The organism is Streptomyces cylindrosporus (genome assembly GCF_022698165.1).
In the GTDB taxonomy this organism is placed as follows: Bacteria; Actinomycetota; Actinomycetes; order Streptomycetales; family Streptomycetaceae; genus Streptomyces; species Streptomyces cylindrosporus.
Map to the genome: position 1 here is coordinate 205765 of NZ_JALDAY010000016.1, position 16926 is coordinate 222690.

Genomic DNA, 16926 nt, shown 5'->3' on the forward strand with positions numbered 1-16926 from the left:
CGTGCGGAACCTCCGTACGGCCTGGTACCCCGCGAGTTGGAAGTAGGTCGAGATTGCGATGAGCACTCGATGAGCACGCGATGAGTACGCCCATGAAGTAGCGACGGTCCGGACGCACCCGGACCTAAAAGGAGCGAAGTGGCTAAGGTCCGGGTATACGAACTCGCCAAGGAGTTCGGGGTTGAGAGCAAGGTCGTCATGGCCAAGCTCCAGGAACTCGGTGAATTCGTCCGTTCGGCGTCTTCGACCATCGAAGCGCCCGTCGTCCGTAAGCTGACGGACGCCCTCCAGCAGGGCAACGGAGGCGGCAAGCCCGCCCCCGCACGCAAGGCTGCCCCGGCACGTCCGGCAGCCCCCTCTCCCGCGCAGGCCGCCCGTCCGGCCGCCCCGCGCCCGCCGGCCCCCAAGCCGGCCGCCGCCGAGAGGCCCGCGGCACCCGCCGCGCCGGCCGCTCCCGGCCCCCGTCCCACCCCGGGCCCGAAGCCCGCGCCGCGGCCCGCCCCGGCGTCCCCGGCTCCGACCACGCCCGAGTTCACCGCGCCTCCGGCGGCTCCCGCCGCTCCGGCCCAGGGTCAGGGCTCCGGCCCGCGTCCGGGTGCCCCGCGCCCGGCCGGCCAGGCCCCGCGTCCCGGCGCCCCGCGTCCGGGCGGTCCCGGTCAGGGCGGCCAGGGCCGCGGCGACCGCGGTGACCGTCCCGGCACCGCGCGTCCGGGCGGCCAGGCGCCGCGTCCCGGCGCCCGTCCGGCCGGTCCCCGTCCGGGCAACAACCCCTTCACCTCCGGCGGCTCCACCGGCATGGCGCGCCCGCAGGCGCCCCGTCCGGGCGGCGCCCCGCGTCCCGGCGGCCCGGGTGCCCCGGGTGAGCGTCCCGGCGGTGCTCCGCGGCCGCAGGGCCAGGGCGGTCCCCGTCCCCAGGGTGCTGCCGGCGGTCCCCGCCCGCAGGCTCCGGGCGGCGCGCGTCCCACCCCGGGCGGTATGCCCCGTCCGCAGGGCGGTCCGCGTCCCGGTGGCGGCGGCCCCGGCGGCCCGCGTCCGAACCCCGGCATGATGCCGCAGCGTCCCGCTGCCGGCCCCCGCCCCGGTGGCGGCGGTCCCGGCGGCCGTGGTCCCGGTGGCGGCGGTCGTCCCGGCGGTGGCGGCGGCGGTCGTCCGGGCGGTGGCGGCTTCGCCGGTCGTCCGGGTGGCGGCGGCGGTGGCGGCTTCGCCGGCCGTCCCGGCGGTCCCGGTGGCGGTGGCGGCGGTTTCGCCGGCCGTCCCGGTGGTCCCGGTGCGGGTGCCGGCGGCGGTGGCCGTCCCGGCTTCGGCGGTCGTCCCGGTGGTCCGGGCGGTCGTGGTGGCACGCAGGGCGCCTTCGGCCGTCCCGGCGGTCCCGCGCGCCGCGGCCGCAAGTCGAAGCGGCAGAGGCGCCAGGAGTACGAGGCCATGCAGGCCCCGAGCGTCGGCGGCGTGATGCTGCCGCGCGGCAACGGCGAGAGCATCCGTCTCTCCCGTGGCGCGTCGCTCACCGACTTCGCGGAGAAGATCAACGCCAACCCGGCGTCGCTCGTCGCGGTCATGATGAACCTCGGCGAGATGGTCACGGCCACGCAGTCCGTCTCCGACGAGACGCTGCAGCTCCTCGCCGACGAGATGAACTACACGGTTCAGATCGTCAGCCCCGAGGAGGAGGACCGTGAGCTGCTCGAGTCCTTCGACATCGAGTTCGGCGAGGACGAGGGCGGCGAGGAGGACCTGGTCGTCCGTCCGCCGGTCGTGACCGTCATGGGTCACGTCGACCACGGTAAGACCCGACTGCTCGACGCCATCCGCAAGACGAACGTCATCGCGGGCGAGGCCGGCGGCATCACCCAGCACATCGGTGCCTACCAGGTCGCGACCGAGGTCAACGACGAAGAGCGCAAGATCACCTTCATCGACACCCCGGGTCACGAGGCGTTCACCGCCATGCGTGCCCGTGGTGCGAAGTCGACCGACATCGCGATCCTGGTCGTCGCGGCCAACGACGGCGTCATGCCGCAGACGGTCGAGGCGCTCAACCACGCCAAGGCGGCCGACGTCCCGATCGTCGTCGCGGTCAACAAGATCGACGTCGAGGGCGCCGACCCGACCAAGGTGCGCGGTCAGCTGACCGAGTACGGCCTGGTGGCCGAGGAGTACGGCGGCGACACCATGTTCGTCGACATCTCCGCCAAGCAGGGGCTGCACATCGACTCCCTGCTGGAGGCCGTGGTCCTCACCGCGGACGCCTCGCTCGACCTGCGGGCCAACCCGAACCAGGACGCGCAGGGCATCTCCATCGAGTCCCGGCTCGACCGCGGCCGCGGTGCCGTCTCCACGGTCCTCGTCCAGCGAGGCACCCTGCGGGTCGGCGACACGATGGTCGTGGGCGACGCCTACGGTCGCGTCCGCGCCATGCTCGACGACAACGGCAACAACGTCACCGAGGCCGGGCCCTCGACGCCGGTCCAGGTCCTGGGCCTGACCAACGTCCCGGGTGCGGGCGACAACTTCCTGGTGGTGGACGAGGACCGTACGGCCCGTCAGATCGCCGAGAAGCGCGCCGCCCGCGAGCGCAACGCCGCGTTCGCCAAGCGCACGCGCCGCGTGTCGCTGGAGGACCTGGACAAGGTGCTGAAGGCCGGCGAGGTCCAGCAGCTGAACCTGATCATCAAGGGCGACGCGTCCGGATCGGTCGAGGCCCTGGAATCCTCCCTGCTCCAGCTGGACGTCGGCGAAGAGGTCGACATCCGCGTCCTGCACCGCGGCGTCGGTGCGGTCACGGAGTCGGACATCGACCTGGCGATGGGCTCGGACGCCATCGTGATCGGCTTCAACGTCCGTGCGGCAGGCCGCGCGGCGCAGATGGCCGAGCGCGAGGGCGTGGACGTCCGCTACTACTCGGTCATCTACCAGGCGATCGAGGAGATCGAGGCGGCCCTCAAGGGCATGCTCAAGCCGGAGTTCGAGGAGGTCGAGCTCGGTACGGCGGAGATCCGCGAGGTCTTCAAGTCGTCCAAGCTGGGCAACATCGCGGGTGTTCTCATCCGCTCCGGCGAGGTCAAGCGCAACACCAAGGCGCGCCTCATCCGCGACGGCAAGGTGGTCGCGGAGAACCTCAACATCGAGGGTCTGCGTCGCTTCAAGGACGACGTCACCGAGATCCGCGAAGGGTTCGAGGGCGGTATCAACCTCGGCAACTTCAACGACATCAAGGTCGACGACGTCATCGCGACGTACGAGATGCGCGAGAAGCCGCGCGTCTGATCCAGCACGCGATCGGGGCCGGTCGGCGGGGAAGTTCCTCACGGAATTTCCGTCGATCGGCCCCGGCCGTTGCGTGTACGGTTCCCGTATCGGCGTCGACGCGGCGCCCGTACCCCGAACCGGCGGGACATCCGGACACACATGTATGTGGGGACTCTGTCCTTCGACCTGCTCCTCGGCGACGTCCACTCGCTGAAGGAGAAACGCTCTCTCGTCCGTCCGATCGTGGCCGAGCTCCAGCGCAAGTACGCGGTGAGCGTGGCGGAGACGGGCAGCCAGAACCTCCATCGCAGGGCCGAGATCGGGCTCGCGATGGTCTCCGGGGACACGGGACACCTCTCCGACGTACTGGACCGCTGCGAGCGGCTGGTCGCCGGGCGGCCCGAGGTGGAACTGCTCTCGGTTCGACGCAGGCTCCACAGCGACGAAGACTGAAGCAAGAAGTAAGCACTTAAGGAGACGGACCAGTGGCCGACAACGCGCGTGCCAAGAGGCTGGCGGACCTCATCCGAGAGGTGGTGGCCCAGAAGCTGCAGCGTGGGATCAAGGACCCGCGGCTCGGCTCGCACGTCACCATCACGGACACCCGGGTCACCGGGGACCTGAGGGAGGCGACCGTCTTCTACACGGTGTACGGGGACGACGAGGAGCGGGCGGCCGCGGCGGCCGGCCTGGAGAGCGCCAAGGGCGTGCTCCGCTCCGCGGTCGGCGCGGCTGCGGGCGTGAAGTTCACGCCGACGCTCACCTTCGTGGCCGACGCCCTGCCGGACACCGCCCGTACCATCGAGGACCTCCTCGACAAGGCGCGCCTGTCCGACGAGAAGGTGCGTGAGGTCTCGGCCGGCGCCACCTACGCGGGCGACGCCGACCCGTACAAGAAGCCGGGCGACGAGGACGAGACGGACGACACCGCCGAATGACCCAGCAGAACCGGACGCCCGACGGGCTTGTCATCGTCGACAAGCCGTCGGGCTTCACTTCGCACGACGTGGTCGCGAAGATGCGCGGCATCGCGAGGACGCGGCGCGTCGGCCACGCCGGCACCCTCGACCCGATGGCGACCGGCGTGCTCGTCCTGGGTGTCGAGCGCGCGACCAAGCTCCTCGGGCACCTCGCGCTGACCGAGAAGGAGTACCTGGGCACGATCCGCCTGGGCCAGACGACCCTGACCGACGACGCCGAGGGCGAGATCACGGGGTCGGCCGACGCCTCGAAGGTCACCCGGGAGGCCGTCGACGCCGGGATCGCCAAGCTCACCGGCGAGATCATGCAGGTGCCGTCCAAGGTCAGCGCCATCAAGATCAACGGCGTCCGGTCCTACAAACGGGCCCGCGAGGGCGAGGAGTTCGAGATCCCGGCCAGGCCGGTGACCGTCTCGTCCTTCTCGGTGTACGACGTCCGGGACGCCGTAGCCGAGGACGGCACCCCGGTCCTCGACCTGGTCGTCTCGGTGGTCTGCTCCTCCGGCACCTACATCCGGGCCCTCGCCCGCGACCTGGGCGCCGACCTGGGCGTGGGCGGCCATCTCACCGCACTGCGGCGCACCCGCGTCGGCCCCTACAAGCTGGACGCGGCGAGGACGCTCGACCAGCTCCAGCAGGAGCTGACGGTCATGCCGATCGCCGAGGCCGCCACGGCCGCCTTCCGGCGCTGGAACGTGGACACCAAGCGGGCCCGGCTGCTGACCAACGGCGTACGTCTGGACATGCCGGACGAGTACGCTGGCGCCGGCCCGGTGGCCGTCTTCGACCCCGACGGCCGCCTTCTCGCGCTGGTCGAGGCGGAGAAGGGCAAGGCCAAGAGCCTGGCCGTCTTCGCCTGACACCGGTCGGTCCGGGGGCCGGGGTCACCGAGGCTGCCCGACCGTGGAGCGGCGATCACGGGGTTGCATCGCCGCTCCACGGTCCCCCCTCGGTTCCCCCCACCCCTAGGGTGTATCCAGCGACCCCCGCCTGTTCACCCGTCCGGGCAGGCGCTCGGAGTGAACCGAGGGAGTGGAAGGGGGCGCGTTCGCCACGCGATCTGTCCCACTGATCACCACGCGCCTACGGTCGAAGAGCAGGGCACAGGTGTACGGCGGGGAGGTTCGGCCATGACGGGACGAGAGCGGTCCCGGCGGGCGACGGGGGGCGCCGAGCGGGGGTCTCGGGAGCAGGCCGGGCGCGGTGGTGCGCAGCGGGAGCAGGCCGGGCGTGGTGGGGCGCATCGGGGGCGGGACCGCGCGGGGCGGGGCGGCGAGGAATCGGCGGCCGGGGGGCGGGCTGAGGCTGGGCGGGATTCCGGCGGGCTGGGTTCTGGGGGGCGGGGATCCGCAGAGCAGGGGCAGGGGCAGGGGCAGGGGCAGGCCTCGGGCGGACGGGCTTCGGGCGGACGGGCTTCGGGCGGGCAAGCTTTCGGCGGGCGTGCTCAGGCTTCTGGGGGACGTGCTTCTGACGGGTCGGCTCAGGCGTCTGGCGGGCGTGGTCAGGGTTCTGGCGGGCGTGCCTCCGGTGGGCGTGCTTCTGGCGGGCGGGTCGCCGATGCGCGGGTTTCCGGCGGTCGGGATCCCGAAGCCTCTCTCGCCCTCGCCCTCGTCCGCATCCACGACCTCGCCGGCCGCCCCCGCGGCACCGGGTTCGTCGCCGATCACCACGGCACCGTCGTCACCAGTCACGAGGCGGTCGACGGGCTGCCCAGGCTCGTGCTGCACGCCGCCGGGGACCGGAGCTGTCTGGTCACCGCCGATGCCGTGACCCCGTTGCCGGAGCTGGACCTGGCCCTCGTACGGACCGAGGGGCTCGGGGTCGATCCCCTGCCGGTCACCGTCCGGGAGCGCGTCGAGACCGGGACGTACGTACGGCTGGCCGCCGGGTGCTGGCGCGAGGCGCGGGTGCTGGGTACGACGTCGGTGACCTACGCGGCCACGGACCGATTCCGGATCGTGGACGAGGCGTTGGAGCTGGCGATCGGCACCGCGGGCCAGGACGCGCTGCGGCTGGGCGGGGGAGCGGCCGGGGGACCGGTGATCGACGCGGAGACGGGCGCGGTCATCGCCGTACTCGGAACCGCCCTGCAGTCCGGGCACCGCGACACCGGGTTCGCCGTGCCGCTGCGCCCCGCGCCGGACGGTCCGCTCGCCGAGCTGCTCGCCCGCAACGCGGCGACCGTCCCGGCGTACGGGGCCGACCTCAACCTGGCCGGCGTACTGGAGCTGACGGCCACGTCGGTGGGGCAGGACGGCCCGCCGGGGACGCTGGCCGGATACGTCGGGCGGGCCGCCGCCACGCCGCCCGCGTGCGTGGAGCCGGTCGAACGGGCGGCGCCGGCAAGGGAGTTCGCGGCGTTCACGCAAGGGTCGGCCGCGGTCCTGGGCCTCGTCGGCGCACCCGGCAGCGGCCGTACGACGGAACTCGCGACCCTCGCCGCCCGCCGCAACCGCGCCCCCGAACCGGCCCCCACGCTGTGGCTCCGCGGCGCCGATCTACACGAGGACGACACGTCGATCGCGGACGCGGCGGAGCGCGCACTGACGCGTGCCGCGCGCATTGTGGCGGGGCTGGGGGCGGGAGCAGGCGCGGGCGCAGGCGCAGGAGCGGGAGCGGGAGCTGGCGCGGGCGCAGGAGCGGGGGCGGACGCGGGAGCGGAGGTGGACGCGGGAGCGGAGGTGGACGCGGGAGCGGAGGTGGGGATGGGGGCGGGAGCGGGAGCGGGCAACGCGACCGACTCGGGCCACCTGGACGGCACCGACTTCACTCGCTTCGACGGCACCGGCCCTGCTTGCTTTGGCGGCACCGGCCGCGCTTGCTGCGGCGGCACCGACCCCGCTTGCTTCGACGGAGCCGGCCGTGCTTGCACCGGCACCGCTCGCCTCGCCGGCGCCGGCCGTGCTTGCTTCGGCGGCACCGACCCCACCCGCCCCGGCGGCACCGACCCGACCCGCCCCGGCGACCCCGACCCCACCCCCCTCGGCGACACCGGCCCGACCCGTGTGGCCGGCGTCGCCCAGGCTGCCGGGCGGGCTCTGCTTCTTCTGCTCGACGGGCCCGAGGAGATGCCGCCCGTGTTGGCGCATCGGCTCGGCAAGTGGTCGGAGGGGACGGCGAGTTGGCTGCGGGAGACCGGGGCGCGGTTGGTGGTGGCGTGCCGGGCGGAGTACTGGGAGGGGGCCGGGGCGGAGTTTCCGGGGGAGTTGCTGCACAGGCCCACCTCGTCGTCCGGCGGCGGTCCGCAGCCCTGTGTGCACCTCGGTGACCTGCAACCGGAGGAGGCCCGCAAGGCCCGTGCGCGGTACCGCGTCCCGGAGGGGGCCCTCGGTGATCCCGACGCCCGCCACCCCCTCACCCTCCGTCTCCTCTCCGAGGTCCGCACCGCCCTTCCCGACACCACCCCCCATCCCCACCCCCACCTCGACCGCGACGACGTCTTCTCGGCCTACCTCGACCTGATGTGCCTCCGCGTCGCCGTCCGCCTCGCCGCCGGGAACGGCCTGCGCGGCACCGCCGTACGCCGCCTCGCCGCGAAGGTCTCCGGCCAGGTGCACGAGGCCGCCCGCCGCAGCCTCGGCCCCGGACAGGGCGAGCTGGACCGGGCGTCCTTCGAGGCCGTCTTCCCCTGGGGCCAGGCCCCGGCCGGGCTCGGCGGCGGCACCGGCTGGGCGTCCGCCGTCCTCACCGAGGGCCTCCTCGTGCCCGCCGGCAACGGCTACCGCTTCGCCCACGAGGAACTCGCCGACTGGATCCAGGGCATGCACCTCGACCTCGACGAGGCCCTGCACGTCCTGGTCCACCGCCGCCGCGCCCCGGACGACACCGGCCACCCCCTCCCCGTTCCGCGCCACCGCATCGGCCCCGTCGTACAGGCCCTGCTCCTCCTCGCCCGGGAACACGGCACCGACCGACTCGCCGCCCGCCTGGAGGAGTTGGTGCAGGCCCTCGAGACCGACCCGCACTCCTGGTGGCCCGCCCACCTCCTCGCCGGGACGCTGCTGCGGGTGCCGGACGCCATGCCGTATCTGCGTGTGCTGCAACGGCTCGCGGACTGGCTGGTGGCGAGGGCACGGGACACCTCACGGTCCGTTTCCGGCCAGAGTCCGAACCCCCTGGCCGGCACCTTCGATCCCGCCTTCTGGACCGAACTCCCCCTGCCGGAAGGCCCACGCTTCGACCTCCTCCGCCGTCTCCTCCTCGCCGACGGCCCCCCGGAGCCCACCACCACCGCCCCGACCCCCCGCTTCCTCGACACCGTCTCCCGTCTCCTCGCCGCCGACCCCACCGCCGTACAACCGCTCCTCACCCACTGGTTCGACGACGACCGTCCGCTCCCCGCGACCCCGCACGCGACCGTCGCCAAGGCCGCGCAGGCGCTGTTGCACACGCATCGGCATCTCGCGCTGGACGATCTCACCGAGGCGCTGGTGGAGTGTGCGCACCGGCGGGCCGACGAGTTGCTGGCCGTGCTGGCGGAGGACGAGCCCTCGGCGGTGTGCCGGGCCGTGGACCGGTGGGCGCACGACGAGCGGCCGGCCCGGCGGGTGGCGGCGGTGGCGTACGGCCTGCGGGCCGCCCCGCACGTGCGTACGGACGCCGACCGCGAGCTGCTCCGGTACGTCGCCCTCGCCCTGCTCGCCCGCCCCGCCGACTGCACCCTGCACGGCGGCGCGCTCGCCCTCCTCGTCCGCGACCCGCAGACCCGGGCCCGCCATCTCCCGCAGGCGCTGCGGCACTTCGCGGCCGGTGACCCGCACTTCCCGCCGAGCGCCCTCGTCGCCGCCCTCACGACCCACCCCGAGCCGGTCCTCGAGGCCTTCCGGGCACGGCTCGGCGGCCCGGACGCGGGCGCGGCGCTGCGCACGCTCGCCGACGTCACCACGCCCCCGCTGGCCCGACGGGTCGCCGCGCTGGTGCGGGAGGCCGTCGAGCGACGCCCGGAGACGGCCGCCGACGTGGCCGCGTACGTGGACCGGCGGCTCGACCAGGGGGCGGGGGCGCGGGCCGTTCTCCTCCCGCTCGTGACCGGGCTGCTGGACGGCGGCACGGAGGACGTCCGGGCCGCGCTCGCCGCTGTACTCGCCGCCCCCGGCACCCCCGCCTCCCGCCCGCTCCGCCGTGAACTCCTGGAGTTCCTGCTGGCCCACGAGCACGCCCCGGCCGTCCTGGACGCCCTGCTGCACGCCACCGCCCTGCACACCGGCGACGAGATCCGCGACCTCGTCCACCGCACCGGACTGCTCCTGGTCCGCACCCCGGACGGCGCGGCCCGTTTCGACCGCGGCCTGGTCGACCTGGGCCGCCGGGTCCCCGGCTTCGCGGCCCGGATGGCGGGCTGGCTGACCGACGCCCCGCAGACCTGGGCGGCCGTGGTCGGCCCCAGCACCCGCCGGATGATCGAGAACCTGTCGGGCGTACGCGTGCCCGCGTGAGCCCTCGTCGCCGCGTGCGTCGGGTCACAGCCCCCATGCCGATGCGGGCGGGACGGGTCCGGCATGGCACCCTTAGACCTGCGTAAGAGTCGGTACACACGGACACGGGTTCGAGGAGCGGTCACAGTGCAGCGCTGGCGTGGCTTGGAGGACATCCCCGAGGACTGGGGGCGCAGCGTCGTCACCATCGGCTCGTACGACGGAGTCCACCGCGGTCACCAGTTGATCATCCGGCATGCCGTGGACCGCGCCCGTGAGCTGGGCGTCCCCTCCGTCGTCGTCACGTTCGACCCGCACCCCAGCGAGGTCGTGCGGCCGGGCAGCCACCCGCCGCTCCTCGCCCCGCACCACCGGCGCGCCGAGCTGATGGCGGAGCTGGGCGTGGACGCGCTGCTGATCCTGCCGTTCACGACGGAGTTCTCGAAGCTCTCTCCCGCCGAGTTCGTCGTCAAGGTCCTGGTCGACAAGCTGCACGCCAAGGCGGTCGTCGAGGGCCCGAACTTCCGCTTCGGCCACAAGGCCGCGGGCAACGTCGAGTTCCTCGCCGAGCAGGGCAAGACGTACGACTTCGAGGTCGAGGTCGTCGACCTGTACGTGCGCGGTGAGGCCGGGGGCGGCGAGCCCTTCTCCTCCACCCTCACCCGGCGCCTGGTCGCCGAGGGAGACGTCGAGGGGGCCGCGGAGATCCTCGGCCGCCCGCACCGCGTGGAGGGGGTCGTCGTACGGGGTGCTCAGCGCGGACGGGAGCTGGGCTTCCCGACCGCGAACGTCGAGACCCTCCCGCACACCGCCATCCCGGCCGACGGCGTCTACGCCGGCTGGCTGCACGCGGCGGGCGAGGCGATGCCGGCGGCGATCTCCGTCGGCACCAACCCGCAGTTCGACGGCACCGAGCGCACGGTGGAGGCGTACGCCATCGACCGCGTCGGACTCGACCTGTACGGCCTGCACGTCGCCGTCGACTTCCTCGCCTACGTCCGCGGCCAGGCCAAGTTCGACTCCCTCGAGGCCCTGCTGGAGCAGATGGCCGAGGACGTGAAGCGGTGCCGGGAGCTGATCGCGGCCGCCGAGTAGCCGTTCCGGCTCTGGTGTTGTTACGACGACGAAGGGCGGCCGGTGCTTCAACGCACCGGCCGCCCTTCGCTGTTGAGGCTACTGCTGTGTCCACCCGGGAGGTACGGCACCCGGCGGAGGCGGCTGCTGCCCCTGGTCCTGCTGCGGTGCCGGTGGCTGCTGCCAGCCCTGGCCCGGAGCGGGCTGCTGCGGGGGCTGGCCCCAGCCCTGACCCGGCTGCGGGGCGCCGCCGGGCTGGGCGTACGGCTGCTGGGGCTGCTGCGGCGGGGCCGGGTAACCCGGCTGCGGCTGCTGCTGGTACTGCATGTTCGGGTTGCCGAAGCCCTGCTGGGTGCGCGCGATGTCCTCGGCGATGAGGGCGGCCAGGTCGAAGTACGCCTCACGGGTCTTCGGCCGCATCATGTCGAGGTCCACCTCGGCGCCCGCCGCGAGATGCTCGTCGAAGGGGATCACGACGACACCGCGGCAACGGGTCTCGAAGTGCGCGACGATGTCCTCCACCTTGATCATCTTGCCCGTCTCGCGGACACCGGAGATCACGGTGACCGAGCGCTGGACGAGGTCGGCGAAGCCGTTCGCCGACAGCCAGTCGAGCGTGGTCGAGGCGCTGCTCGCGCCGTCCACCGACGGGGTGGAGATGATGATCAACTGGTCGGCCAGGTCGAGCACTCCGCGCATCGCGCTGTAGAGCAGACCGGTGCCCGAGTCCGTGAGGATGATCGGGTACTGACGGCCCAGCACGTCGAGCGCGCTGCGGTAGTCCTGGTCGTTGAAGGTGGTGGAGACCGCCGGGTCCACGTCGTTGGCGATGATCTCCAGGCCCGAGGGAGCCTGCGAGGTGAAGCGGCGGATGTCCATGTAGCTGTTGAGCTGCGGGATCGCCTGGACCAGGTCACGGATGGTGGCACCGGTCTCGCGCCGCACCCGGCGGCCGAGGGTGCCGGCGTCCGGGTTGGCGTCGATCGCCAGGATCTTGTCCTGCCGCTCGGTGGCGAGCGTGGCGCCCAGCGACATGGTCGTGGTCGTCTTGCCGACGCCGCCCTTGAGGCTGATGACGGCGATGCGGTAGCAGGACATCACGGGCGTGCGGATCAGCCCGAGCTTCCGCTCCCGCTCGGCCTGCTCCTTCTTGGCGCCGAGCTTGAAGCGGGACGGGCCCTGGTTGTTCTTGCGGGCCTTGGGCTGGTTGCGCAGCAGCCGGTCGGAGGACAGCTCGACGGCGGCGTTGTAGCCGAGGGGCGTGCCGGGGGCGGCTTGCTGCTGCTGGGGGGCACCGGGACCGGACTGGGGGCCGGGGGGCGCGGTCCAGCCCTGGCCGCCCTGGTTCCCGTAGGGGGCGGGCTGCTGCTGGTCGGGCTGGGGGTAGCCGTAGCCGGGCTGCGGCGGGGGCGGGTAGCCGTAACCGGGCTGCTGCCCTGGCTGCTCGGGCTGACCCGGCTGCGAGGGGTAGCCGTATCCGGCGGCGGGCGGCTGACCGGGGTGGGGCTGCGGCTGCGCGGGCTGCTGCGGCGGCTGGCCGGGGGCCTGCGGGGGGTAGCCGTAACCGCCGGCCTCGGGCTGGGGCGGCTGAGGCGGCTGGGGTTGTCCCGGCCGGCCGGCCAAGCGGGGGTCGACGGGCGCGGGCTGACCGGGCTGCGCCGGGTGACCGGGCTGCGGTTGGGCCGGGCCGAAGGCGCCCTGGGGCGGGGGCTGCTGGCCGGGGTGGCCGGGCTGGCCGGGTTGTGGCTGGGCGGGGGGCTGCGGGTAGCCGTAGCCGGCGGGCTGGGGCGGCTGGCCCGGGGCGGCGTGCGGTTGACCGGGGGTGGGCTGCGGCTGGCCGGTCGTCGGGTGCGGCTGGCCCGGGGCGGCTTGCGGGTCTGCCTGGGGGGCCTGCTGGGGGTAGCCGTAGGCGGCGGGCTGTGGTTGACCGGCGGCGGGCTGGGCTGCGGTTGCTGCTGCGGCCTGGTCCGGGTGGCCGGGGTGCTGGGGGGTGGCCTGGCCGGGGTGGGTGGGCGTGCCGTAGCCGGGTGTTGGGGGCTGGCCCGCGGCGGCGGCCGCGTGCTGGTCCGGGTGGCCGGGCTGCTGCGGGGCGCCCTCGGCGGGGTGCGCGGGGGTGAAGCCCTGCGGCAGCGGGGGGAGGCCGGGGGTGGCGGCTTGGGGCGGTGCCGGGGCTTGCGGGGCCGGGGGCTGGGCCGGGGCCGCGGGCGGCTGCGCGGCGGCTGCGTCCCGGGTCGCGTCCGGCGTCGCCGCAGCTGTCGCCTGGGCTGCTTCGGGGTCGGTCTGCGCGGGCGCGTCCGCGTCGGACTGGCCGTGCTGGGCGGGCTCGTCGGCGTCGGAAGCGGCCACCTCGGCCGACTCCGCCTCGGCGGTGCCGTCCGCCTCCGGCTCGTCCTCGTCCGCACCGCCGAACAGCCGCGCCGCCTCGGCGTCGGCCGCGGCGTAGTTCAGCTCGGGCTCCGGGGAGGGGGCGGTGGCGGGGACGGGGGCGGGGTGTTCAGGGGCGTCGGCCGCGGGGACGCCGGCTGCCGGGGTGGCGGACGCGGGGGTGCCTGCGCCTGCGGCGGGGGTGGTGGATGTGGGGGTGCCTGCGGTGGGGGTGGACGTCGCTGGAACGCCCGCCGCAGGGGTGGTCGTTGCGGGGGTGCCCGCGGCGGGGGTGGCTGATGTCGGCACGCCTGCCGCCGGGGTGGACGGCGCCGGGACGCCCGCTGCGGGGGTGTTGGTCGAGGGGACGCCGGTTGACGGGACTCCGGCGGGCGGAGTGGCCGTGGCGGACGCGCCGCCCTGGGTGTCCTCGTCGACCGGCCGCAGCACGGGGAAGCCGGGCGCGGCGGCGGGCGGGGCAGCCGGGGGCTGTTGGGGCGCGGCGGGCGACTGCGCGGGTGCCGCGGGCGGCTGGGCGGCCGTCGGCTGCTGAGCGGCGGCGGGCGTGGACTGCGGGGGCACGCCGAAACCGCCGGGCGCGTCTTGACCCGGTTGACCCGGCTGCTGGGGTGCGGTGAAGCCGCCGGAGGTGTCCTGACCCGATTGCGGGGGAGTTCCGTATCCGCCCGAAGGGTCCTGCCCGGGCTGCGGTGGAGTTCCGAATCCGCCCGAGGTGTCCTGGCCCGCCTGCGGGGGCGTCCCGAAGCCGCCGGGCTGGCCCGCCTGTGCCGGCGCCCCGAAACCACCGGGCTGACCCGGCTGCTGGGGCGCCCCGAAACCGCCGGACGTGCCCTGGCTCGGCTGAGGCGTGCCGAAAGCGGCGGGCGTGTCCTGGCCCTGTGGTGGCGTGCCGGGGCCGGGCTGCTGTGGGTAGCCGTAGCCGCTGCCCGGCGCGGCCGCCGGTGCGCCGGGGCCGGGCTGCTGCTGGGGGAAGCCGTAGCCACTCGGGCCCTGGCCGGCGCCCTGGCCCTGCGCGGGTGGGGGAGTGGTGCGCGCGGGACCCTGGGGAGCGATGCCCGGGGGCCCCGTGGGTGAGCCGATGGGCGGGCCCGTCGGAGGTGGTGGGGACGTGCGGCCGGTGTCCTGCTGTCCCCCGCCCGAAGAGCCACCCTGTGTGCTTTGGGCGTACCAGGCGGGCGGCTCGTAGACGATCTCGAACTCGCCGGTGAGATCCACCTCGTGATCGTCCCCGTCCGAGGCGGCACCGCCGTTGTACTCGGACCGATCCCTGTTCACTGCTTGCCTCCTGGTCAGCCACTGCTGCTGAGCTGGTCGTCGTCGCGGCCGGGCGGACCGAGTGGCGAGTCCCACGCGACTGCGATCGTCACCGCACCACCAGAAGCCTAATCACTCGCATGGCGGGACGGAAAAGCCCCCGGAGCCACCGAGGCCGAAGCCTCGCGGGCACCGGGCCGAAGCCCCGGCCCAGGGCGCCCAACCCCTCGTACGAGCAAACCGGTTGCTCCACCGGTTGCTCCGAGGGGCCGGTCCGTCCGCGTGGACGACGACCCGTCCCGGTCCGTTCAGTCCATCCGGCGGGCCACGCCCAGCAGCCCCGTCTCCGCGTCCGTGGACTCCGTCATGACGAACTTCTGGTGCTTGCGGGTGCACCACATGGCGACCGCGTCGTGCAGGGTCGGCAGATGCTGAAGCTGTTCGCCCGGGATGCCCAGAGTGTCCCGTACGATCTCGGTCTCCTGCGGCGAGATCCGCTGGATGCCGACCAGATGGGCCTGCGACAGCCAGCGCGGCGCGTGCTCGCTGACGAACGGCAGCACGGTGACGACCGCCTGCCACGGCACGGACGTCACACGGCCGCGCGGCGGACGGATGCCGCAGTCGCGGATCAGGACGACCGGACTCGACACCGACGGTCCCTGCGCGGGCACGCGGCCCACCGGGTACACCGTCACGCACTGCTGGCCGCCGCCCGCCGCCTGCGCCAACTGCTGCCAGGCCTGCGGGCGTCCGGTCTCCACGCCCACGCGGGCGCCGGTCGCGGCGGCGCGCAGCGCCAGCACCTGGGCGAGCCAGAGACCGCCGACCAGTACGACGTCGAAGGGAGTCGGGCGGGACAGGCCGAGCACGGCCGGCTGCCCCTCCGCGTCATTGCCGATGAGCACACCGTCGTCGCCGATCGGCATGCTGATCGCCGCGAGTTCGTCGGCGGTGACGACGTGCCGGCCCCGGCGCGGGCCGCGCAACCCGAACCCCGGGCTGAAGATGCGCCGTTGCTGCTGCGCGGTCTCCGGCTGCCGGATGATCGGGATCATGCCGGTGTCGGTGGGCGAGGCCACGTGCGCGGGCGTGCGTCCGGGGGTACGGCCCTGCTGTCCCGGCGGCATGGGAGGAGCGGGATGCGACATCAGTACGTACCTCCGAGCGGCAGAGTGGCGAGGGCGCCGGGCACCTGTTCGCGGTCGAGACGGACCAGGCCGACCTTCGCGGCACCCGCGGCCCGCTCCAACTCCCTTCCCACCTGGCCGAGTTCACTGTCACCGCGCGCGGTGACCCGGATGTGCCCGGTGAGCGAGACGCCTCGGTTGCCGGCCTTGCTCAGGGTCATGCTGAACGTCGTGGCGAGCACCGGCAGCGAGGTGAACCGCGTGACCAGCTCGGGCAGTTGGACCCCGCCGCTGCCCAACTGCGGCCAGCGGGACACCCAGTAGGTGGTGTGCCACCGGTCGTCGACCCGCCAGGTCTTCACCGCTTCGACGGTACGGCGCTGGGTGCGCCCGTCCTGTGCGGAGTGCTGCTGGTTGGCGCGCGGGTTGAGGCAGCTGGACGTGGCCAGTGCCTGGACCAGCTCGGTCTCGTCCAGGATCGTCGCCTTGAACCCGGCGCCGGCCAGCCGGCTGGTCAGCTGGTCCGCCACCCGCAGCAGCGCCCGCTGCGCGCCGGGGACCCCGTCGCCGCGCGCCTGCACGGCCTCCGGGCACAGCTCCGGGTCGAGCTTGAGGGCGACCCAGGTCAGCCGCAGCGCGGGCGAGCCGACCTGCGCCTGCAGGGGGCCGTACGACCGCGCGGCGAGCGACTGCTGGGGCAGGTGCGGGGCAGGTGCGGGCTGGGTGTGCTGGACGACCTGCGCGGAGGCGAGGCGGATCCCGTCGACCTCCAGGGCGTCCTGGATCAGCCGCAGCGGCAGCTGGCGTCCGGCGGCCGCGGGGCGCAGCGGCTCGTCCGCAGGCTGCACGAAGAGGACGGCGGTCAGGAAGGTCCCGTCGCCGATCATGCCGATCGAGCGGTTGTCCCGGGAGACGAAGGCATACGTCCGCAGGGCCGGGTCGCACTCCACGACCGGGGCGAGCATCGCGTCCGTACCCGGCGGCACGGGCAGCTTGGCGTCGCGGCGGCGCTGCCGCAGGGCGCGGGTGGTCTCGTACCACTCGGGCAGCGGACGGCGGCCGCGGCGCAGCACCGCGAGGAGCAGCAGCAGCGCGGCGACGCCGCCGGCCGGGGCCAGCAGCCAGGAGGTGTCGGCGGCCCAGGCGGCCAGCATGACCGCGGCCGCGAGCTCCACGAGGACGAGCTGCTGCAGCCGTACCGGCCCCAGCCCGCCGGGGCGGGGGAGCGTGCGCGGCGACGCGGCGGTGGACGCGGCCGGAGCGGCCGGCGTACGTCTGCCGCCCGGACCTCCCTGTTGCTGCGGTGCGCGGCGTCCGCGCCGAGTGCTCGTAGCGCTGCTCATCCCCCGGGACATCCCTTTCGCGAAGTAGTGGCCGTTCGCCGGGCCTACGTCGTCAGTGCTCGCACATGCCCGTCGAGCGGGCTCGTCGATGCGAGTGGCT

Annotated in this window: 9 protein-coding genes; 6 read left to right on the top strand and 3 right to left on the bottom strand. The window is 74.4% G+C overall.

The annotated features are described in order from the left end of the window. Positions 1–138 precede the first annotated feature (138 nt). The 6 genes from infB (at position 139) to MQP27_RS43095 (ending at position 10735) form a co-directional block, all read left to right on the top strand. A complete protein-coding gene (gene infB / locus MQP27_RS51550; protein WP_242775833.1) occupies positions 139–3264 on the top strand; it encodes a translation initiation factor IF-2 in 3126 nt (1041 codons plus the stop codon). 141 nt (positions 3265–3405) lie between these two features. Beyond that, a complete protein-coding gene (locus MQP27_RS43075) occupies positions 3406–3699 on the top strand; it encodes a DUF503 domain-containing protein (RefSeq protein WP_242775834.1) in 294 nt (97 codons plus the stop codon). A 32-nt stretch (positions 3700–3731) separates the two neighbouring features. After that, positions 3732–4184: a 30S ribosome-binding factor RbfA gene (gene rbfA / locus MQP27_RS43080; protein ID WP_242775835.1), complete on the top strand. Its 453-nt coding sequence runs from the start codon at positions 3732–3734 to the stop codon at positions 4182–4184. After that, positions 4181–5086 (top strand): tRNA pseudouridine(55) synthase TruB, encoded by a 906-nt coding sequence (gene truB, locus MQP27_RS43085; RefSeq protein WP_242775837.1) that lies wholly within the window; start codon positions 4181–4183, stop codon positions 5084–5086. The genes rbfA and truB overlap by 4 nt, the downstream gene beginning before the upstream one ends. A gap of 756 nt (positions 5087–5842) precedes the next feature. After that, positions 5843–9661, top strand: coding sequence for a trypsin-like peptidase domain-containing protein (locus MQP27_RS43090; RefSeq protein WP_242775986.1), 3819 nt, complete (start codon positions 5843–5845; stop codon positions 9659–9661). 126 nt (positions 9662–9787) lie between these two features. Next, positions 9788–10735: a bifunctional riboflavin kinase/FAD synthetase gene (locus tag MQP27_RS43095; RefSeq protein WP_242775839.1), complete on the top strand. Its 948-nt coding sequence runs from the start codon at positions 9788–9790 to the stop codon at positions 10733–10735. A 78-nt stretch (positions 10736–10813) separates the two neighbouring features. On the opposite strand, the gene MQP27_RS43100 is transcribed toward MQP27_RS43095, so the two are convergent. From MQP27_RS43100 to eccE, 3 genes are all read right to left on the bottom strand, one after another. Next, complete coding sequence (locus MQP27_RS43100; RefSeq protein ID WP_242775840.1) at positions 10814–14374, bottom strand: SCO5717 family growth-regulating ATPase; 3561 nt, start codon at positions 14372–14374, stop codon at positions 10814–10816. 287 nt (positions 14375–14661) lie between these two features. Then, positions 14662–15504, bottom strand: a complete 843-nt coding sequence (locus MQP27_RS43105; protein WP_242775842.1) for a hypothetical protein — start codon at positions 15502–15504, stop codon at positions 14662–14664. Then, positions 15504–16826, bottom strand: coding sequence for a type VII secretion protein EccE (eccE, locus tag MQP27_RS43110; protein ID WP_242775844.1), 1323 nt, complete (start codon positions 16824–16826; stop codon positions 15504–15506). Before eccE ends, MQP27_RS43105 begins: the two co-directional genes overlap by 1 nt. Between the last annotated feature and the right edge of the window lie 100 nt (positions 16827–16926).